The organism is Rhodococcus sp. AQ5-07 (assembly GCF_009707305.1).
Lineage (GTDB): Bacteria > Actinomycetota > Actinomycetes > Mycobacteriales > Mycobacteriaceae > Rhodococcus_F > Rhodococcus_F erythropolis.
Genome location: NZ_CP046099.1, coordinates 2,018,113 through 2,036,608 on the forward strand (window position 1 = coordinate 2,018,113; position 18,496 = coordinate 2,036,608).

The 18,496-nt window shown below is 61.2% G+C and carries 18 protein-coding genes; 7 read left to right on the forward strand and 11 right to left on the reverse strand.

What is annotated here, in order from left to right; genetic code table 11:
• The first annotated feature begins 220 nt into the window (after positions 1–220).
• The 3 genes from GJB56_RS09235 to GJB56_RS09245 are packed head-to-tail and all read left to right on the forward strand — an operon-like array spanning position 221 to position 4,703.
• Positions 221–1,045 carry an FAD binding domain-containing protein gene (locus tag GJB56_RS09235; RefSeq protein ID WP_019748692.1) on the forward strand — a complete coding sequence of 275 codons (825 nt, stop codon included), beginning with the start codon at positions 221–223 and terminating at the stop codon, positions 1,043–1,045.
• Positions 1,042–3,735 carry a molybdopterin-dependent oxidoreductase gene (locus GJB56_RS09240; protein ID WP_113684113.1) on the forward strand — a complete coding sequence of 898 codons (2,694 nt, stop codon included), beginning with the start codon at positions 1,042–1,044 and terminating at the stop codon, positions 3,733–3,735. The genes GJB56_RS09235 and GJB56_RS09240 overlap by 4 nt, the downstream gene beginning before the upstream one ends.
• Complete coding sequence (locus GJB56_RS09245) at positions 3,732–4,703, forward strand: antibiotic biosynthesis monooxygenase (RefSeq protein WP_113684114.1); 972 nt, start codon at positions 3,732–3,734, stop codon at positions 4,701–4,703. The genes GJB56_RS09240 and GJB56_RS09245 overlap by 4 nt, the downstream gene beginning before the upstream one ends.
• An 85-nt stretch (positions 4,704–4,788) precedes the next feature.
• Here the strand turns inward: GJB56_RS09245 and GJB56_RS09250 are convergent, their stop codons facing one another.
• Both GJB56_RS09250 and GJB56_RS09255 read right to left on the reverse strand, forming a co-directional pair.
• Positions 4,789–6,027, reverse strand: a complete 1,239-nt coding sequence (locus GJB56_RS09250) for an HNH endonuclease signature motif containing protein (RefSeq protein ID WP_113684115.1) — start codon at positions 6,025–6,027, stop codon at positions 4,789–4,791.
• 118 nt (positions 6,028–6,145) lie between these two features.
• Entirely contained in the window at positions 6,146–9,250 is a 3,105-nt protein-coding gene (locus tag GJB56_RS09255) for a multicopper oxidase family protein (protein WP_230091212.1), read from the reverse strand.
• Positions 9,251–9,567: 317 nt separating this feature from the next.
• Between GJB56_RS09255 and GJB56_RS09260 the strand changes: the two genes are divergently transcribed.
• Entirely contained in the window at positions 9,568–10,179 is a 612-nt protein-coding gene (locus tag GJB56_RS09260; protein WP_019748763.1) for a glyoxalase, read from the forward strand.
• A 13-nt stretch (positions 10,180–10,192) separates the two neighbouring features.
• Here the strand turns inward: GJB56_RS09260 and GJB56_RS09265 are convergent, their stop codons facing one another.
• Positions 10,193–11,257, reverse strand: coding sequence for a cation diffusion facilitator family transporter (locus GJB56_RS09265; RefSeq protein WP_113684117.1), 1,065 nt, complete (start codon positions 11,255–11,257; stop codon positions 10,193–10,195).
• Positions 11,254–11,676 (reverse strand): ArsR/SmtB family transcription factor, encoded by a 423-nt coding sequence (locus GJB56_RS09270; RefSeq protein ID WP_154606666.1) that lies wholly within the window; start codon positions 11,674–11,676, stop codon positions 11,254–11,256. Before GJB56_RS09270 ends, GJB56_RS09265 begins: the two co-directional genes overlap by 4 nt.
• Before the next feature lie 109 nt (positions 11,677–11,785).
• Between GJB56_RS09270 and GJB56_RS09275 the strand changes: the two genes are divergently transcribed.
• A complete protein-coding gene (locus tag GJB56_RS09275; protein ID WP_113684179.1) occupies positions 11,786–12,211 on the forward strand; it encodes a nitroreductase/quinone reductase family protein in 426 nt (141 codons plus the stop codon).
• Positions 12,212–12,271: 60 nt separating this feature from the next.
• On the opposite strand, the gene GJB56_RS09280 is transcribed toward GJB56_RS09275, so the two are convergent.
• The 4 genes from GJB56_RS09280 to hisI form a co-directional block, all read right to left on the reverse strand.
• Complete coding sequence (locus tag GJB56_RS09280) at positions 12,272–12,658, reverse strand: DUF2784 domain-containing protein (protein WP_075833371.1); 387 nt, start codon at positions 12,656–12,658, stop codon at positions 12,272–12,274.
• Between the two features lie 73 nt (positions 12,659–12,731).
• A complete protein-coding gene (locus GJB56_RS09285) occupies positions 12,732–13,358 on the reverse strand; it encodes an SRPBCC family protein (RefSeq protein WP_092763521.1) in 627 nt (208 codons plus the stop codon).
• 24 nt (positions 13,359–13,382) lie between these two features.
• A complete protein-coding gene (locus GJB56_RS09290) occupies positions 13,383–13,676 on the reverse strand; it encodes a DUF1905 domain-containing protein (protein WP_019748768.1) in 294 nt (97 codons plus the stop codon).
• Between the two features lie 6 nt (positions 13,677–13,682).
• Positions 13,683–14,030, reverse strand: a complete 348-nt coding sequence (hisI, locus tag GJB56_RS09295; RefSeq protein WP_003942390.1) for a phosphoribosyl-AMP cyclohydrolase — start codon at positions 14,028–14,030, stop codon at positions 13,683–13,685.
• A gap of 101 nt (positions 14,031–14,131) precedes the next feature.
• Between hisI and GJB56_RS09300 the strand changes: the two genes are divergently transcribed.
• Positions 14,132–14,653 carry a universal stress protein gene (locus GJB56_RS09300; protein ID WP_113684119.1) on the forward strand — a complete coding sequence of 174 codons (522 nt, stop codon included), beginning with the start codon at positions 14,132–14,134 and terminating at the stop codon, positions 14,651–14,653.
• 21 nt (positions 14,654–14,674) lie between these two features.
• On the opposite strand, the gene GJB56_RS09305 is transcribed toward GJB56_RS09300, so the two are convergent.
• Positions 14,675–16,156, reverse strand: coding sequence for a flavin-containing monooxygenase (locus GJB56_RS09305; RefSeq protein WP_113684120.1), 1,482 nt, complete (start codon positions 16,154–16,156; stop codon positions 14,675–14,677).
• 118 nt (positions 16,157–16,274) lie between these two features.
• On the opposite strand from GJB56_RS09305, the gene GJB56_RS09310 reads away from it, so the two are divergent.
• On the forward strand, positions 16,275–16,892 hold the full coding sequence (locus GJB56_RS09310; RefSeq protein WP_175413870.1) for a TetR/AcrR family transcriptional regulator: 618 nt from the start codon (positions 16,275–16,277) through the stop codon (positions 16,890–16,892).
• Here GJB56_RS09310 and hisF read toward each other — a convergent pair.
• The gene (hisF, locus tag GJB56_RS09315; protein ID WP_003942380.1) at positions 16,889–17,662 is read right to left on the reverse strand and encodes an imidazole glycerol phosphate synthase subunit HisF; all 774 of its coding nucleotides are present in this window, start codon (positions 17,660–17,662) and stop codon (positions 16,889–16,891) included. The two genes, GJB56_RS09310 and hisF, sit on opposite strands and share 4 nt — an antisense overlap.
• On the reverse strand, positions 17,659–18,492 hold the full coding sequence (locus GJB56_RS09320; protein WP_021333657.1) for an inositol monophosphatase family protein: 834 nt from the start codon (positions 18,490–18,492) through the stop codon (positions 17,659–17,661). Before GJB56_RS09320 ends, hisF begins: the two co-directional genes overlap by 4 nt.
• Positions 18,493–18,496 lie beyond the last annotated feature (4 nt).

Below are 18,496 nucleotides of genomic sequence, written 5' to 3' on the forward strand. Positions count from 1 at the left end.
GTAGCCGCGTCCGAATCAACAGCGCGAAAGCAAGAGGCTGATCGCGCCTCTCAAGCAGTCGTACCCAGAATCGGCAAGCACATGCACGGACCACCAGGTGATGTCACGTACGTATCGCTCATGTTTCACGTGCCCGATATGCACTAAAAGTGTGAATGTGTCCCGTCACCTCGGTAATGTCCCACTCCGAGACGACACATCCCCCGAGGGGAGCAGGCGCATGGACATCACCACCATTACCGACGTGATACGCCGACCACCGGATCGCCCAGGGGACGTGTGGCGTCCCGGCGACGCCTGGCTCGCGGGAGGAACGTGGCTGTTCTCAGCGGAACAACCCGACACGCGTCGACTGGTCGACCTCACCGCGCTCGGTTGGACACCACTGGAGGTCGGCGCGACTCATTTCAGTGTCGGAGCTACGTGCACCGTTGCCGAACTGTATGCGTTTGTCCCGCCGGACAATTGGCGTGCGAGTCCGCTTATTCGCGTCAGCTGCGAGTACTTCCTCTCGTCTTTCAAGGTGTGGAATTCGGCCACCGTAGGCGGCAACATCTGTATGTCGCTTCCCGCCGGACCGATGATCACCCTGGCAGTTGCACTCGAGGCTACTTTCACGCTGTGGGCCACCGCCGGAACAGTGAGAACCGTCGACGCGTGCGACTTCGTGACCGGTGACCACCAGAATGTCCTGGAGCCGGGCGAAGTTCTTCGGAGCATCGAGTTCCCGGTGCACGCGCTCACCAAACGCCACGCCCACCGCCGCTTCAGTCTCACGCACCTCGGCCGTTCGACGATCTTCATGATCGCGACGCAGACTCCGGGAGCCGACGACTTTCACCTCACCATCACCGCCGGCACTACGCATCCGATCCGGCTGACGTTCGACACGATGCCGGACGAGCACTCTCTGCGACGAGCTGTCGACTCCATTTCGGCCGACAGTTGGTTCGACGATCCCAACGGAACCCCCGACCACCGCCTGCACCTCGCCCGTCACTACGCCGACGAGCTCCGAATCGAACTCACGGGGAGCCAGTCATGAGCTACACGGTGAACGACCGGAAGTTCGACGAGGAACCGTTCCCGGGGCAGTGTCTCCGGACGTTTCTTCGACACCTCGGACACCACGGGGTGAAGAAGGGTTGCGACGGCGGGGACTGCGGGGCGTGCACAGTGTGGCTCGACGGAGCGCCGATACACAGCTGCATCACGCCCGCCTTTCGCGCCGACGGTCGCGCGGTGACCACGATCGAGGGACTCGGTACGCCCGAAGATCTCCATCCGATTCAGCAACAGTTCCGGGATGCACCCGGCTTTCAGTGTGGGTTCTGCACCGCCGGAATGATCATGACCTCCGCGGCGCTCACCGACGCGCAGAAAGAAGACTTACCGCGAGCGCTCAAGGGAAACCTGTGCCGCTGCACCGGTTACCGATCCATCGAAGACGCGGTCAACGGTGTCGGCGCTGTCGAAGTTGCCCTCCCCGGACAGGCGGTCGGGACCAGCGTCGGGGCGCCGGCGGCCACCGACGTCGTGACCGGCCGAGCCGAATACACTATGGACACCGCGATCGACGGCATGCTGCACCTGAAAGTGCTGCACTCGCCCCACGCGCATGCACGCATCACCTCCATCGACACCACCGAGGCGCTCGCCGTCCCCGGTGTCCATCGCGTCTACACCTGGAAAGACGTGCCGCGCAAGCTCTTTACAACGGCAATTCATACCGACCACCTTGTTGATCCGGACGACACGTACATCCTCGACAACGTCGTGCGGTTCGTGGGTCAGCGGGTGGTGGCCGTCCTCGCCGACTCCGTCGTCGCTGCGGAAGAAGGCCGTCGGAAGGTGAAGGTCGATTACGAGATCCTGCCTTCCGTGTTCGATCCGGAAGAGGCCATGGCCGACGGCGCTCCAGCCCTGCACGGATCCGACGATCCCTTTGTTCGAGATCCCGAGCACAACATCCTGCTCGAACTTCACGGTCACGTGGGCGACGTCGAGGCCGGGTTCGCCGAGGCCGACGTCATCCACGAAGGCACCTACTTCTCGCCGCGAGTGCAGCACGCACATCTCGAGACGCACGGTTCGATTTCATGGATGGAAGACGGACGCCTTCACGTTCGCACGAGTTCGCAGTCCCCCTCCATCGCCAAGGTCAAACTCGCCCATCTCTTCGACCTCCGCCCGGATCAGCTGCGCGTGTTCTGCAAACGCGTGGGCGGCGGGTTCGGAGGAAAACAGGAAGTGATCAGCGAAGATCTGGTGGCGCTCGCCACCCTGGACACCGGTCGTCCCGTCTGCCTCGAATTCACCCGAGAAGAAGAGTTCACCACCGCGTCACCGCGTCATCCGATGAAACTCACAATCAAGCTCGGAGCAAAGTCGGACGGGACACTCACCGCGTTCCACTATCGCAACGTCTCGAACACCGGTGCATACGGAAACCACGGCGGAGAGACACTCTTTGCCGGCGGCGCGGCAGTCTCGCTCTATCGCTGTGCGAACAAGAAGTTCGATGCGTATTCCGTGTACACCAATAACGTCCCGAGCGGCGCTTTGCGTGGGTACGGGATGACTCAACCGGCCTTTGCCGTGGAATCGGCCATGACCGAATTGGCCATCGCGCTGAACATGGATCCGCTCGAACTGCGTCGACGCAATATCGTCCGACCGGGCGATTCGCTCGTCGCACTCGAAGACGGCCCGGACGACGTGATCTTCACCGAAGACGGACTGGGGCAATGCATCGATTTGATCGACGCCGCGTTGAAGCGCCAACCGGTTCCCTCGCTCGGAGACGATTGGCTGATCGGCACCGGTACCGCCAGTTCACTACATGAGACCGCGCCACCCACCGAGCACATTTCCGAGGCTTGGCTCACCCTCGGCGAAGACTGTGTATACGAACTTGCCATCGGCACAGTCGAATTCGGTGAGGGAACTTCTACCGCCCACGTGCAGATCGCCGCGAATCAGCTGGGCACAACACCGTCACGTGTACGAATCATTCAGTCGGACACCGACCGAACCGGTTTCGACACAGGCGCTTTCGCCAGCGCCGGCCTGTTTGTCGCTGGGAACGCGGTACTTCGCGCGTCGAATGCGCTCCGCGATCGACTACTGGCCTTCGCCGCACATCACACCGGCGTCTCGATTGCCCAGTGCTCGATGGACGACGACAAGATCGTCTGCGGTAGTACTCGATTAACACTGCAAGAGGTACTCGAGGCTGCACGCCCGCGCGGGATCCGATTCACCGAAGCACGGAAAGCGTACGGGTCGCCGCGCAGCGTGGTGTCCAACGCTCATGGCTTCCGGATCGCCGTCCATCGCATCACCGGCGAGATCCGCATCCTCTACAGTGTCCAAGCCACCGACGCTGGGGTGATCATCAATCCGGCGCAGGTGCGGGGACAGATCGAAGGTGGCGTCGCCCAGGGCATCGGCTTCGCACTCACCGAGAACTTCCACGTAGACGCAAACGGCGCGATGATGAACCCGAATCTACGTAACTACCGGATCCCGACCTATGCAGATGTCCCACGCACCGAGGTGATCCTCGTCGAGTCATCAGACTCCGACGGCCCACTCCGCTCCAAGGGCATGGCGGAGTGCTGCATCAATCCGGTTGCCCCTGCTTTGGCGAACGCACTGCAGGATGCCACCGGGTCACGATTCCGGTCACTACCGCTCACCCCGGAACGCATCTACTCAGGCCTGAACCGATGACCGCGAACACGTCGGCGGACAGCGCCGCGACGGTCATCATCGGCCAGCGCGTGCGTGCCGGACTGGAGAAAGAATTCGAGGTCTGGCAGAAAGATCTCAACCGGGCGGCCGCAGATTATGCAGGCTTCCTCGGGGCAGAAATCGCGGCTCCGACGCCCACCCAACCTGATTGGGTGATCGTGTACCGATTCGACTCCATCGCTCATGTTCAGGCGTGGATCAACAGCGCGACGAGGCAGGACTACCTCGACAGCGGTCGTCAGTTCTTCGACGGCCCGGCCACGCAGCAGGTAGTGAGCGGCGGGATCAGGCCTCCGGACCCACTGCTGACTGTCGTAGTGACGCACCGAGTAGGTGACGACAGTATCGACGAGTTCCTTGCCTGGCAGGATCGCCTTCGGGAGGTGGAGAGTGCTTTCGACGGATTCCGCGGCACCGAGTTGTTTCGCCCAGTCGACGGTGTGCAGGATGAGTGGACCCTGCTGTATCGCTTCGACAATGCTGCCCATCTCGACACGTGGCTGACTTCCCCTGAGCGACAACAGCTTCTCGCCGAGGGTCACAAGTTCCACGACTTCGAACTGCGAACCGTGGACAATTCGTTCGGCAGTTGGTTTGCCTTCGACGAGAACGGAAACGAGGCCCCTCCACCTTCGGAGACAAAAACCTCGATCGCGGTCTGGGTCGGTCTCTACCCGACTGTCGTCTTGCTAACTTTGGCGCTGTCACCGCTGAAGCTGCCACTCTGGCTCGGATTGTTGATCGGCAACCTGTTGTCGAGCTTCATCATGAGTTTCTTCACGATGCCGTACTACGTGAATCGGCTCCTGCACCGTTGGCTGCGTCCACCTCCAGGGATTCCTGTCGCAAAAACCAACGCGCAAGGGGTGGCGATCGTCGCTGCGGTGACCTTGTTCTGGGTGGTCGTCTTCTATCTGGTGACTACTCAGTTCTGGTCGCTGCCCTGAGCTCTCCAGAACGCGAAATGCCAGCGCATGTACCGGGCCATGATTCTTCCCCGGTGCATACGCTGGCATTTCCAGTTATGGCCGTTCAGGCGGCTGTCGGTGGGCTGTTCCCGCCGATCGGATGCTGGTGCGGATCAACCGACATCGGTGGATAGAACACCGACTTCCGATCCGGACCGATCTCCACCCGCCACTCGGTGTGATGCAGCGTCCGATGATGATGACCACACAACAAGATCAGATTGTCGAGATCCGTTGGGCCGCCATCATTCCAGTGAACAATATGATGAGCATCGCACCACCCCGAGGGCGTCCCACACCCCGGAAACGCACACCCACCATCCCGAACCGCCAACGCCCGCCGCTGCGGAACCGTCGCCGTTCTCGCTTCCTTACCGCACTCGAGCGGAACACCATTCTCATCCAACAAAATCCGCGTCACGGTGCAGTCGCACGCCAGCATCCGGGCAGTGTCGAGGCTGATCGGACCCACCCAATCCGTCCACGCAAACCCCAACTCCTCAGTGGACGGCAGGAGGTCTTTCAAGGCCTGCAGATCCGTCACGTCCTTCGCCGACGCAGTCACCGTGATGTGCGGTTTCACGCCGCCCTCGATCGGACCCAACCCCGCCCGCTCATACCGGCGCAACAATTCACAAAACCCGTCCGCACGCCGTAATGCCGGAGTACGCGTGTCCTTGACGCCGTCCTTCTCCGGCGTCGGCGCCGACAAACTCGACAACAACGTGATCAGACGGGCCCCGTTCACAGCATCCAGATCACCCTTCACAGTCACTCTGCCGTACAGGCCTTTCGAGGCGTAGAACTCGTTACGTTCGGAATCCTCGCCGACCGGAACACCGTCCTCACGCTTGCCGTACTGCTTCTCGATTCGGCGGATCGCTGCCCGCACCGCATCACAATCGGCGATGTTCTTCGACGCCAACCCGAGCAGAATCCCGCGGGCCTTGTCCACATCCGCCAGGGTCATGTTCTTCGGTGGATGCTGACAAAACGACGCCACCTGCCGTGCTTTCAACGCATCCACATCACCGCGGTGAAACGCATCCGCCACAACAGGTTCGAGCATCAACAACCGCGCCAACCCGACCAGCAGACTGCACTCACCGATCTCCAGATTCGTCGAACCATGCAACCACTGCGCGATCACCCGAAACCCCTTCCCACCGAGAACCTCACGGGAAAACATCTCCACGATCAACAACACCATCCGCGACTGCAACTCATGCCGGACACGCACCAGATCCAGAACCTCACTCTTGAGGTCCTCGCCATCCAGCTGCCACGCATCCCGACTGTCCATGCAGAGAGTTTAATCGAACACACTTTCGAGAGCCAGAGACATAACGGACAGGTTTCAGGAAACATCGAACTCGAGACCGGTTGATATGTAACTACTTTCAGAAAATCTCAAAACCTGATCATCGACCACCGAGCGGCAGAACTCCCCCGCCGACGGGATAGGGCGGCAGCGTTCCCACAAGCGTCGGTGTCAATGTGGTCGCAAACGGATCGGCACGACCGAGAGTGAATTTCCGAACTTCGGCACCCGTTCCGTTGCTGCCGCTGACGAGGAGATCCGCGCCGGTAGTCGTGCTCGTCGTGGCCACTCCCACACCCGACCCTGGAGCGGTGAACGGGTCGAAAGCTGCAACCTCCCGAAACGCCACGTCCGTCGAATGGTGATCTGGACTCTCGAGGTACATCTCGGGTGCACCGTCGAGCCTGGATCCACTCGAAAAGACGCGGATTGATCCTTCTCCTCCGAGCATGCCTGCCACTATCGACTTTGCGCCGCCCTCGGCGCCGGCCACCCAACCCGTCGACAGAGACACCCCGTCGCGGTAGCCCTGGTCGAAGGCCAAGAACTGTGATGTCGTTACCGGACCAACCGTATGACCTGCGTGTTCATCGGAGTCGCCCTTCGCAGCCGCCGTCGGTTCGTACAGGTCGTAGCGGAACGTCTTGATCAACGGCTCCTCGCCCGCACCGGGTGCTGTCACGATGCTCGCTCGACCGGAGTGACTGTCGACCATTCCGGTTGCGAACGTGACTCCGCTACTCGATCCCGGGTACGGCGAGAACGAACCGAATTCTGCGGGTGCGGACCTCTTGTCCGCCGGAAGGTCGGTGGAGTAAATCTTGACCTGCGACTCCATCCCCGGGCCCGACGCAACGATGATGTTGTCCGCCAATGCGTTTCCGTCGATATCGACGCCGCCGACGTTCACTCCGCCACGAAAACCCACATCGAAGGGGGCGAATCTTGCCAACTCGTCGGTGAACGGCACGCCGCCTACTGCGTTGTACGCCACCACTTCCGGAGCCGAGCCTGCACCTGTTCCAGCGACCAGATCAAGCACCATGTCTCCGTTCACGTCCGCCATCGCAACACTCGGGGTGCCTTCGAACGACGGGAAGGGCGTCACAGCGGTGATCAGTTTGTCGCCGTTGGCATCGAATATCTGCACCTTGGCGGGCACGCCGGCCGAACCAGGTATCGCGACGGCATACGTCGATACCTCGGGAATCACGCTGACGGTAGCCATCAAACCGTTGTCCTCGTGATTGAGTCGGTGGCAGTGAATCACAAAGGTTCCGGTGTACTCGGTGAACTTCGTTCGTAACGTCACTGACGCAGGCTCGAGAGCATTCTCATTCTCGTCAGTCACCGGAGCAGGCACGTTCACATTGTCGATCCCCCAGGGCTGAACCCCCGTCGTCGTCCCTGCGACGGGATCAACGACTTCCATCACTTGGAAGTCGTTGACGTGAATATGCATCGGGTGTTCGTCGTTGTTGAGGTTCGTGATCTTCCATTCTTCAACGGACTTCAGCCGCGGTTGAATCAGCGGGATGTTGGGGAACGTGTTGTCGGCGAATTCGTAGGTGAAGGCCTTCGGGTCGCTGTTGCTGGCCTTCTCGTTTCCGAACCCACCGGACACTGTGAGGTTGCGGGTCACGTCGGGCGTCATCGCTGCTGTATCCACGAACGAGGTGTAGGTATCGAGCTTCTGTCCGAACTCGAAGGGAGTGGTCTTTCCTTCGCCCTTGTCTGGCGTCGCGCGGATCAACTGCTGAGTCGGGAACGTGAAGAATCCGTCCGCGTAACTGATCACCGCCGGGTCGACGGTGACGGTTCCGAGTTCGGCGGGCGGATTGTCGGTACCGTTGTTGGTATAGAGAATGCCCGGATTGCTCACCGGTTTCGCACCTTCCAGCGGTGGCATCTCCAGCACCAGATCGCCGGACTCCGGCATCGTCACGGCGATTGCATAGCGCGAGGCCGGCGGAATCACCAGCCTGGTTCCGTCCCCGTCCACGGGCGGCCTGACCTCGTCGAACGGGTTTCCGTCCTGCCCCACGATTGCGAACTTCGGATGGGTGCCGGTTGCGGTTTCCGTCAACGTAACCGGCATGTAGGCAAAGTCGCTGATGTTGGCAAGCACCCAGATCTCGGTCTGCCCCGGCTTCAGTTTCAGCGACGGCTGGAACTGACCGTTCACGGTGTACTGCACATCGCGTTGGTTGTCCGGTAGTGAGGGATCGGCCGGAACACTCGTCGATTCACCCACGAAGCTCTGCAGATTGCCTGGAACGAATTGATTCTGTCCACGATGATTGGCCGGGGACAATGGTCCCGCGTACCAGTTGGTGAAATACTGCGCGCCCTCGGTAGTGTCCGAGAAATTCACCGGAGCAAGGCTCGGACGGTACGTCCCGTCGGCTAATTCCGTACCGGCGGGTGGCGTCAACGTACTGACGAATTGCGGCCAGTTCGCGTCGTTGAGCTGTCGGCCCTTTCCTTTGCGGTCGAATACGAAGTTGTACTGCAGTGCCATATCGCGAATCGGAACGTCGTTTGCCGTCACGACAGGCAAATTCCCGTCCGGCCGGCCGATTTCCAGTAGCCCGGCCAAGCCCATGTACGTCTGCTGGGCGGTGAGGGTGTGCCGGTGACTGTGGTACCAGTAGAGACCGTTCGGCATCGTCCCCGGAATCGCGTAGTCGTACACGTTTCCCTGGCCGGCGGGAATGTTGAGCAACACGTTGTCCGCATTGCCGTCCGGACTCACGTGCACTCCGTGCGTGTGCAGATTCAGCGGACCCGACGTCAGCGCCGGCGGATAGATCGGCACGTCCCCGCCCGCCGGTGTGAATGCCGGATCGTAGAAGTCCTCGATCGTGAGATCCTGCAAATCGTTGTCGTAATGAATGATCAATCGCTCTCCGGGATTGACGCGGAGAGTCGGCGCCGGATAGACGTCACTCGCCGAGGTCGATCCGTCCGACGCCGTACCGCGGATGACCTCGTACCCGAAGAGCAGAAAATTCGACACGGGCGCCGAAGCGGTATCGAGCGGAATCACTCCCTGATGAGCGGACAAGCGCACCTCGAGAACACCATCTCGGCTACTCAGTTTCACCGGCTCCCGGTAGTCGACGGCGGTTCCGTCCGAGCCGTAGTTGGCGCCCACCTCGGGCGCCGATTCAGCGGACGTACACGCGGCCAACGCCATCGTCATGGACACCACTACTGCTGCGGCTAACGACCTTCCTCGCAGTGCGATCACTGGTTTCCCCGTTCCATGGTGGCGTGAGATACGTCCGATCAGCGCTCATCAGCCTATCGAGAAAACATCGGCTGAACAGTACATTCACGACAAATTGCCCACCTAGTGCCCGCTCGAGCGCTGCACCTTGCAAGCAGTCTCAGCAAACCGATCAGAAATCGAGAAGCACAGCCAAGGGGCCCGCAATTACGTTGAAACACATGAACACACCACAGAAGTCCACTTCCGACCACACGTCGTCAATCCACACATCAGCAGGGAGCGCCCGGATGACCACCGCGCAATCCGTGATCCTCGACGTACCCGACCTCGTCGCAGCCGAAGCCTTCTACAACGCTCTCGGCGTCGGAGATCGAATCCAGCTACGCGAATCGAACGAACCGACAACCGGGTTTCGTGGGTACACCCTTTCGCTCGTCGTCTCCCAACCGAACATCGTCGACGCCTTCGTCGGCGCCGCACTCGCAGCCGGTGCCGCCGTCTTGAAGCCGGTGAAGAAATCCCTCTGGGGATACGGCGGAGTCCTTCAGGCTCCGGACGGTTCGATCTGGAAGATCGCCACGTCGTCGAAGAAGAACAATGAACCCGCCACCCGCACAATCGACAGCCTCGTGCTGCTGCTCGGCGCCGAAGACGTCAAGGCCAGCAAGCAGTTCTACCTCGACCACGGCCTCGAGGTGTCGAAGAGCTTCGGCCGCAAGTACGTCGAATTCACCAGCGCAGCAAACAATGTCACGCTGGCACTGTACGGCCGAGGCGCCCTGGCAAAGGACGCCGGGCTCGCTCCCGAGGGCACCGGATCGCACCGAATCACCATCACCGGTGCGTCCGAACCCTTCGCGGATCCTGACGGTTTCGCCTGGGAAGTCGCGTCCGCTTGACATCAGGCACAGATCACCGGGAAGGCGATCGGTATCCGACCTCGGAGTTCGGCGCGTCATGCGCCGGGTACGCATGCACCAAGGCGGTAGCGAGTTTGGGTACCGCGTGAGTGAGCGAATGCTCGGCGCTGTGTGCAATCGCGTGAGCTTCGGCAAGCGTTGCCCGGGGATCGATGTCGAGTTCTGCATCGGCATGCAGTCGGTGTCCGATCCACCGCATCTTCAGATCACGAACACCGAGGACTCCGGGTTCGTGCATCAATGCATGCTCGGCGCCGTCCACCAACTCCGGTTCGACGCCGTCCATCAACCGCCGGAAGACGTCTCGCGCTGCAGTCCTCAGCACCGCCACGATGGCCACGGTGATGACAAGGCCGATGATCGGATCTGCCAACGGGAAACCCAGCGCAACTCCCCCCGCCCCCAGAAGGACTGCGAGCGAGGTGAATCCGTCTGTCCGAGCATGCAATCCATCGGCCACCAGGGCCGCTGAACCGATTTGCCTGCCGACCCTGATCCGATACAACGCCACCAATTCGTTTCCGATGAAACCGATCAAACCTGCCGCCGCTACCCAACCGAGGTGCTCGATCTCGACCGGGTTGATCAATCGCCTCACCGCCTCGACACCGGCGATCACTGCCGACAGTGCGATCATGGCGAGCACGAACAGTCCGGCCAAATCCTCCGCACGCCCGAAACCATAGGTATAGCGCCTGGTTGCAGCGCGCCGACCGAGCGCAAAGGCAATCCAGAGTGGGACTGCCGTGAGCGCGTCGGAGAAGTTGTGAATGGTGTCCGCCAGCAGCGCCACCGAACCCGAGATCGCCACGATCGCAACCTGAGCAACTGCGGTGACTCCGAGCGCGACAAGACTGATCTTGACCGCCCGGATGCCGATTGCGCTCGATTCCAATGCGTCGTCGACACTGTCGGCAGCGTCGTGACTGTGCGGGGAGAACACTTCGCGAACTGCCGATCGAAACCCCTTCGGGCCGTGGACATGGCCGTGGCCGTAACTGTGGCCGTGGCCGTGGCCGTGGCCGTGGCCGTGGGACATCTTTGGTTCGTGCGTCATGACGCACCTTCTTCTTGATCGCTACGATCGACCTTCGCCGAGCGCTCCGGGTGTATCTCCCGAAGCTCACCTTCACTACGGTGATGCCCCGGCAATCCTGGTCCGGCATGCTCGGCATTGAAGACCGCATCCGTAACCAGTTGGCGCACATGGTCGTTCTCCAGACGATAGAACACCGTCGTACCATCGCGGCGCGTTCGTACCAACCTTGCCATGCGCAATTTCGCCAGGTGCTGCGACACCGAGGGCGCCGGCTTGCCGACGCGTTCCGCCAGTTCGTTCACCGAGCACTCGCGGTCTACCAATGCCCACAAAACCTGCACACGGGTTGCGTCGGCCAGCATGCGGAACACCTCGACTACGAGGTCGACTTGATCATCGGGAAGCTTGCGGCGACAAATATCACTATCTGCGTTCATACGTAGATAGTAGATCATGCTGGACGCCGTAGATGACCTCTCGTCGATTCACCAGTTGTGCAAAGCTTGGCGGCAGAGCCCTTCGCCACTCGCAGACCGGGAGACAACGATGAGTACCGACGATTGGAACGCAGGAATCATTGCGGAATTTCGGGAGAACGAGGGCAAGGTAGGTGGCCCCTTCGAAGGTGCGCCCATGGTGTTGGTCCACCACACAGGACGCAAATCCGGACGCGATTTCGTGAGTCCCATGATGTATCTGGCAGACGAGCAGGATCCGAAGACCATCTACGTTTTTGCATCCAAGGCCGGTGCCCCGACCAATCCCGACTGGTACTACAACCTCGTTGCCACCGACCAGGCAGAGGTCGAGATCGGCACCGAAACATACCCGGTCTCCGTCAGCGAAGTAACCGGCGAGAAGCATGACCGCATCTACGACGAGCAGGCCAGCCGATACCCGGGATTTGCCGAATACGCGGAGAAGACAGCTGGGATCCGCACAATTCCGGTGGTGGCACTGACTCGCGCGTAAATCCTGATCGCGCCTCCCCGCCGTTTCCATCCGGAAACGGCAGGGATCGTTTGTACGGAATCACGACACTGAAGACGCTTTGACCTCAGCCTTCGAATGCCGTCCGAGCAGCACGTATCCGACCCAGGATCCGACAACCACTGTCGCCGCGAGCGCCTGTACCAGGCCTTCGATACTCGCCGGATAGAACACGCCGGTGATGTAGTGCGAGATGAATCCGGTGGACGGCAACTCCGCGATACCGGCCATTCGGCGGGCCCAGTTCTCGAGATTGGTCAGCGGGCAGTCATATCCGACCGCTATCGAACCGGCTCCCCAGACGACTGCAAGAAGGTGGAAACCGATGGTACGACGCCACTTCCACGCCACGAACCCACCCAGCACCACATAGAGGACAAACCCGAAGTGGACGAACACCGTCACTACTTCGATGAGCCGATACACCATCGTCGTCTCCGCTCGTGGCGCGGAAGTCCCGCAACAACCAGACTAATCCGATGTTAGTCCTCGTAGAGGTGATCTACCCGGTGTATGCAGCGGTCGTGCGAGCAGCGGCGGCTGCAGCCGCATCCGGGTCGTCGCCCGATGCGATCGCAGCTTCGGCCCACAGTTCACTGCTTCCCGCGATAAATGCCTTGGCCTCGTCGCTCGCCGACCACTCGGGTGTCTCGAGTGGCGTCGCGATCCCCAGTTCCACGTGTCGAGCCAGCCCGAGCAGTCCCATGTCCCACCCGACACCGACGGCACCTGGACCGTACTCGGCCCACCGATCCGGCGCCACGTCCGCGGCGTGTTCGAAGTCGAACAGCGTTGCACCACTGCCTTTTTCGGCGAGATTCACAGTCACATAGCTCACATCGCCGCCGTATTCCCAGGTGATGCGAAGTGTTCGAGGAGCATCGCACGCCAAAATTTCGCCGCCGGCGTTGCCCTCGAGCTGATAGTGGCCGCCGATCCTGGCTTCTCCCCCGACCGGCATGAACCATTGGGGAATGCGGTCGAACTCGGTGATCGCCGCCCAGACCGTGCCGATGGGCGCCGCGAGGGTCCGCGACATGCGCAACGTGCGTGTTTTCGACTCGTCACCGCCGAACGGGCTCAGCTCTCGCGCTACCACATGCAACGAATCAACCGCTCTGTCGACCACGACGCTCCTTGGTTCGGGAAAACTTCAGCTCAGTCGCTGCTGTAGATGTACCGATACTTCTTCTCCAGCGGCGCTCTTGCCGATCGCCTTGCAGAGCGCCACGCGCAGCGGAAGCCAGTGTGGACCGTCACCGGACGGCATCAGCGTCGCCTCGAAGGGATGTTCACCATCGAGAGTCCCGACCACCTTCACAGCGCGCCTGGTTCCCAGAAGTTCCGCCGAACCAGGCACCGTCAGAAATGTCGCGAACGCCCCGTCTTTCTCGATGGGAGCGGTGAAGGCGTAATCGAGCGGTTGTGGAGTCTTGTCAGCGGCCATCTCGTGTCACTGTTCCGCAGCGAGTAGGACGTCGGTGTCGAAACAGGTGTGAGTGCCGGTGTGGCACGCGGCGCCCTCCTGATCGACGATCAGCAAGACCGAATCGCCGTCACAGTCGAGTCGCACTTCGTGGACGTACTGAGTGTGCCCCGACGTCTCACCCTTGACCCAGTACTGCTGGCGCGAGCGCGAATAGTACGTCCCCTTACGGGTTTCCAGTGTTCGCGCGAGCGCTTCGTCGTCCATCCACGCGACCATCAGCACATCACCGGTCGACTTCTCCTGAGCAACCGCGCTGAACAGTCCGGCGTCGTTTCGCTTCAGCTTCGCCGCGATTGCGGGATCAAGACTCATATGATGTTTATACCTTCCACCTGTGACTTCCGTGGAATTCCCCTGCTTGGTCGCCGTAGAATGAAAGTTTCTTCGCTTCTCGCTCTGGAAGAGGATCCGACATGAACCATCAACGTCATGACGGCCCACACCCGGAGTACACCTGCCACCTCGTGAACGCGAGCACCGATCGCGTCCCGGCCCGCCACATCGTTGTCGGGATCGGCACAGGCCTGAGCAGCAAGAATGTCGTCAGCTACGGATTGACGCTTGCCGCCAAGGAGGATTCAGCACTCCACGTCGTTCACTGCATCACGTCCGAGGACTTGCCTGTCGAAACCGACTCACCACAGTTCGAAACGCGTCTGCACTACGAGATGGTGTCGCAACGCGAACAGACAACCTCGACACTTGCCTCGCACACGGACACCTGGACATACGACTGCACCTACGGCGACCCGGCCGGTGTCATCCTCGCGACCGCGGACAAGTACGACGCCTTCACCATCGTGATCGGCTCACCGCGAAAAGGCGCTGCCTCCGCGGTGAGCCAACTGATACACAGCTCGGTCTCTTCCCGACTGAACCGGCAGAACCGCTATCCCGTGATATCGGTTCCGAGCGGAGTCAGATCGGCGAGATAGCCGAACACGGGGCATGCCCGCCTAGCTGATCGAATAATCCTCGAGCGGAAAGCGTTTCGCTTCGACAAACGCATTGCGTGTAGACGTGGGCCGCAGGATCGCCGCCTCCCCGTGCTGATTGAAGTAGTAGCTCCGCGAAGTCTGGCAACTGCCGCCGTAAAAGACGGAGTCCGCGAGGTTCTCCGTCATCCGGTCCAGGAACTCGGCGTTGGCGGTTTCGGTGACCTCGAACGTCTCCGCGCCACGCCGTTTCACCTCACCGAACAGTCGATCCATGTGCTGCATCTGGGATTCGATAGTCGTGAAGTAGGACAACCCGCTGTACGAGTACGGACTGGCGAGCGTGAGGAAATTGGGGAAGTAGGGAACCGCGACCCCCTCATAGGCCTGGAAACGGTTGTCGCGCCACCACTTACCGAGGTTTCGGCCCTCACGGCCGATAACCTCGATGGCCGGAAAGTTCACATCCCAGAGGTTGAATCCCGTTGCCAGCACCAGCGTGTCGATCTCGGTCTTGCGGCCGTCGGCCGTGACGATTCCGTCTGCAGCAATGTGGTCGATCGACGTGGTTTCGAGGTGCACGTTGTCTTTGGTGAAGGTACGGAAATAGCTGTTCGAGAACGTGGGTCGCTTGCACCCGAAGTCGTAGTCCGGTGTGAGTTGCTTGCGGAGATGCGCGTCACGGACCTGCGACCGCAGAAACGCTCGCGATGCGGCTGCAGCGCCCTTGTTCAACAGTTTGACCTGCTTGTAATGCAGGACCGCGCTGACCATGATCATTTCGAGTATCGACGAACTGACAGCGCGGGCGATTCGCTGGGTGAGCGGAATGCGCGAGAACAGCTTCTGCACTGCGCTCGGAATGGGGACGTCGATCTTGGGAACGACCCAGATCGGGGTGCGTTGGTAGACGGTCAACTCTGCGGCCTGCCGCGCCACCTCGGGGATCAACTGCACGGCGGTGGCGCCGGTTCCGATGATTGCAGTCTTGGTGCCCGACAAGTCGTAGGAATCGTCCCAGGCGGTGGTGTGGATGATCTTGCCCGCAAATTCGTCGATACCGGAGATGTCCGGTCGATGGGGCTGCGAGAGGAAACCCGTCGCAGTCAGGAGGTACTTGGCAGTGATGTCCGGTGCCCCCTCCACGGATACGACCCAGTGCGAGGAATCTTCGTCCCAGCGGGCTCCGTTGACCACGGCACCGAACGTCATGTGCTTCCGCAGGTCGTACTTGTCCGCGACATGATCGGCGTACTTCTTGAGTTCGGCACCCGGTGCGAAGAGCCTGGACCAGTTCGGATTGGGCTCGAACGAATACGAGTAGGTGACCGACGCGATGTCGACAGCCAAACCGGGATAGCGGTTGACGTGCCAGGTTCCACCCAGATCGTCCTCACGCTCGAGGATCGCCAGGTTGTCCAGGCCCATCCGCTTGAGTTGAATGGCCGCACCCATTCCGCCGAAGCCCGCCCCCACCACTACTGCGTCGTACTGCACTGCCATCGGAGAATCCCTCTCATGAACTGCACACCCATGAACCACGCACCCGTGAACTGCACATCAGAAACTGACACGTCATTCCGTTATTGAGAACGGTATCATTCCAGACGTGACGAAGGCCATGACCCGAGCGGAACGAAAAAAAGCGGAATTGCGCCGCGAGATCATCGACGCATCTTTCGACTGCTTCGCGGAACGCGGCTACCACGCGACCGGAATTGCCGATATCGCAACAACTCTCGGAATCGGTCACGGCACGTTCTACCGATACTTCGAGAACAAGCGCGACATCATCGACCACGTCATCGACGATCTGATCGCAAAGATCATCAGCGCACTCGCCGTCGAAAATGCCCCTGACGCAGCAAATACGTTGGACGAGTACCGCGCCCAGGTCGGTCGCATCGCCGAAGCGCTCCCCCGCATCTTCTTCGACGACCCGCGTATTCCGCGGGTTCTGCTCTTCGAGACGACAGGCGTCGACGCCGATCTCACTGGCCGGATGCTCGATCTACTCGACCAGTCGGCATCGTTGACCGCGGCGTACCTGCATCACGGAGTCGAATGCGGCTATCTACGCGCCGACCTCGACGTCGACAACACTGCGCAGGCCGTCAACGGCATGATGCTGGCAAGTGCGATTCAAGGATTGCGAGCCGATTCGTCCGTCGACTGCACCACGCTGAACCAAGCCATCAGCCGCCTCATGTTCGACGGAATCCGCGCCGAGAACGCCTAGCGAACGACGATTCCCTCGGCACGCATCGCATCCTTGACCTCCGGGATGCTCAGATCGCCGAAGTGGAAGACACTCGCTGCGAGAACTGCGTCTGCGCCCGCTTCGACTGCCGGGGCAAAGTGCTCGACCAGGCCGGCACCGCCACTGGCGATCACCGGTACGTGGACTGCTGCCCGGACAGCGCGGATCATCAGAAGGTCGAAGCCCGCTTTGGTGCCGTCGGCGTCCATGGAGTTGAGCAGGATCTCCCCCACTCCCAACTCGGCACCACGCTCGGCCCACTCGACAGCGTCGATGCCCGTGCCGCGCTTGCCCCCGTGCGTGGTGACCTCCCACCCCGACGGTGTGTCCGGCTGCCCCTGCGGAACGGTGCGGGCGTCGACCGAGAGGACGATGCACTGCGAGCCGAAACGCTCACTCAGTTCCTTGAGCAGTTCCGGGCGCGCAATCGCCGCGGTGTTGACGCTGACCTTGTCTGCACCGGCACGCAGCAGACGATCGACGTCCGCGACCGTGCGTACTCCACCGCCGACGGTCAGAGGAATGAAAACCTGCTCGGCAGTACGACTTACGACGTCGAGCATCGTGCCACGATCCGACGTGGAGGCGGTGACGTCCAGGAAGGTCAGTTCGTCGGCGCCCTGAGCGTCGTACGCTGCCGCGAGTTCCACGGGATCTCCGGCGTCGCGAAGATTCTCGAAGTTGACACCCTTGACCACTCGTCCGGCGTCGACGTCGAGGCACGGAATCACACGAACTGCGAGGGTCATGACTGTGGTCCTCCTGAGGACGAAGCGCGCGGATCACCGAGCGCGTTGAGGATATCGAGAATCTCACCGTGGATGCCCGGGGCGGCAGCGAGCACCGACTCCGATTCTACGGTCCACGGGTTTCCGGCCAGATCGGTGACCACCCCGCCCGCACCGCGAACGAGCGCGACCCCGGCCGCGTTGTCCCACGCGTTGCGGCCGTAGACGATCGCTCCGCCCAGGATGCCGGCCGCCGTGAAAGCGAGATCGACTCCGGTGGAGCCGTGTATTCGGATCCGCGAGGACACCTTGCTGATCTCGGCGAGGAGGTCGAGCCTGAAACTGCCGGGGATCCGGCCGCGACTGTTGACGTTGAGGGCACCCAATCCGACGATCGACGACGCCAGATCGGTTGGCTCCAGCGGCGGTACGGCGATTCCGTTGACCAACAACGGACCGCCGGCACGAGTGGCGTACGTGTGCCCGATCAATGGAAGCCAGGTCAATCCGAGTACCGGGACACCATCGTCGAGAAGCGCCAACAGTGTTCCGGCAGTGGGCAATCCGGCCGAGTAGTTGAAAGTACCGTCGACGGGGTCGAGAACCCAGACGAGCCCCGAACCGACGTCTGGGCCGCCGAATTCCTCGCCGTGCACCTCGATGCCGGTCTGCTCGAACAACTCCGCGGTCAACCGCTTCTCGAGCGCAAGATCGACCTCGGTGGCAAAATCACCCCAGCCCTTGCGGACCGCACTCGGGGCGCCGACACCGGCGACGAACTGATCGTGGACGCCATCGAGAAGCCGACCCGCAATCGCGAGAAGTTCGTCGAGGTCACGCGTCGGAGTCATCTGG

What these genes read in the sequence shown, in the direction of transcription:
- GJB56_RS09235 (WP_019748692.1), top strand. Translation starts at nt 221, where the DNA reads ATGGACATCACCACCATTACCGACGTGATACGCCGACCACCGGATCGC.
- GJB56_RS09240 (WP_113684113.1), top strand. Translation starts at nt 1,042, where the DNA reads ATGAGCTACACGGTGAACGACCGGAAGTTCGACGAGGAACCGTTCCCG.
- GJB56_RS09245 (WP_113684114.1), top strand. Translation starts at nt 3,732, where the DNA reads ATGACCGCGAACACGTCGGCGGACAGCGCCGCGACGGTCATCATCGGC.
- GJB56_RS09250 (WP_113684115.1), bottom strand. Translation starts at nt 6,027, where the DNA reads ATGGACAGTCGGGATGCGTGGCAGCTGGATGGCGAGGACCTCAAGAGT.
- GJB56_RS09255 (WP_230091212.1), bottom strand. Translation starts at nt 9,250, where the DNA reads ATGACGATGGCGTTGGCCGCGTGTACGTCCGCTGAATCGGCGCCCGAG.
- GJB56_RS09260 (WP_019748763.1), top strand. Translation starts at nt 9,568, where the DNA reads ATGACCACCGCGCAATCCGTGATCCTCGACGTACCCGACCTCGTCGCA.
- GJB56_RS09265 (WP_113684117.1), bottom strand. Translation starts at nt 11,257, where the DNA reads ATGACGCACGAACCAAAGATGTCCCACGGCCACGGCCACGGCCACGGC.
- GJB56_RS09270 (WP_154606666.1), bottom strand. Translation starts at nt 11,676, where the DNA reads ATGAACGCAGATAGTGATATTTGTCGCCGCAAGCTTCCCGATGATCAA.
- GJB56_RS09275 (WP_113684179.1), top strand. Translation starts at nt 11,786, where the DNA reads ATGAGTACCGACGATTGGAACGCAGGAATCATTGCGGAATTTCGGGAG.
- GJB56_RS09280 (WP_075833371.1), bottom strand. Translation starts at nt 12,658, where the DNA reads ATGGTGTATCGGCTCATCGAAGTAGTGACGGTGTTCGTCCACTTCGGG.
- GJB56_RS09290 (WP_019748768.1), bottom strand. Translation starts at nt 13,676, where the DNA reads ATGGCCGCTGACAAGACTCCACAACCGCTCGATTACGCCTTCACCGCT.
- hisI (WP_003942390.1), bottom strand. Translation starts at nt 14,030, where the DNA reads ATGAGTCTTGATCCCGCAATCGCGGCGAAGCTGAAGCGAAACGACGCC.
- GJB56_RS09300 (WP_113684119.1), top strand. Translation starts at nt 14,132, where the DNA reads ATGAACCATCAACGTCATGACGGCCCACACCCGGAGTACACCTGCCAC.
- GJB56_RS09305 (WP_113684120.1), bottom strand. Translation starts at nt 16,156, where the DNA reads ATGGCAGTGCAGTACGACGCAGTAGTGGTGGGGGCGGGCTTCGGCGGA.
- GJB56_RS09310 (WP_175413870.1), top strand. Translation starts at nt 16,275, where the DNA reads ATGACCCGAGCGGAACGAAAAAAAGCGGAATTGCGCCGCGAGATCATC.
- hisF (WP_003942380.1), bottom strand. Translation starts at nt 17,662, where the DNA reads ATGACCCTCGCAGTTCGTGTGATTCCGTGCCTCGACGTCGACGCCGGA.
- GJB56_RS09320 (WP_021333657.1), bottom strand. Translation starts at nt 18,492, where the DNA reads ATGACTCCGACGCGTGACCTCGACGAACTTCTCGCGATTGCGGGTCGG.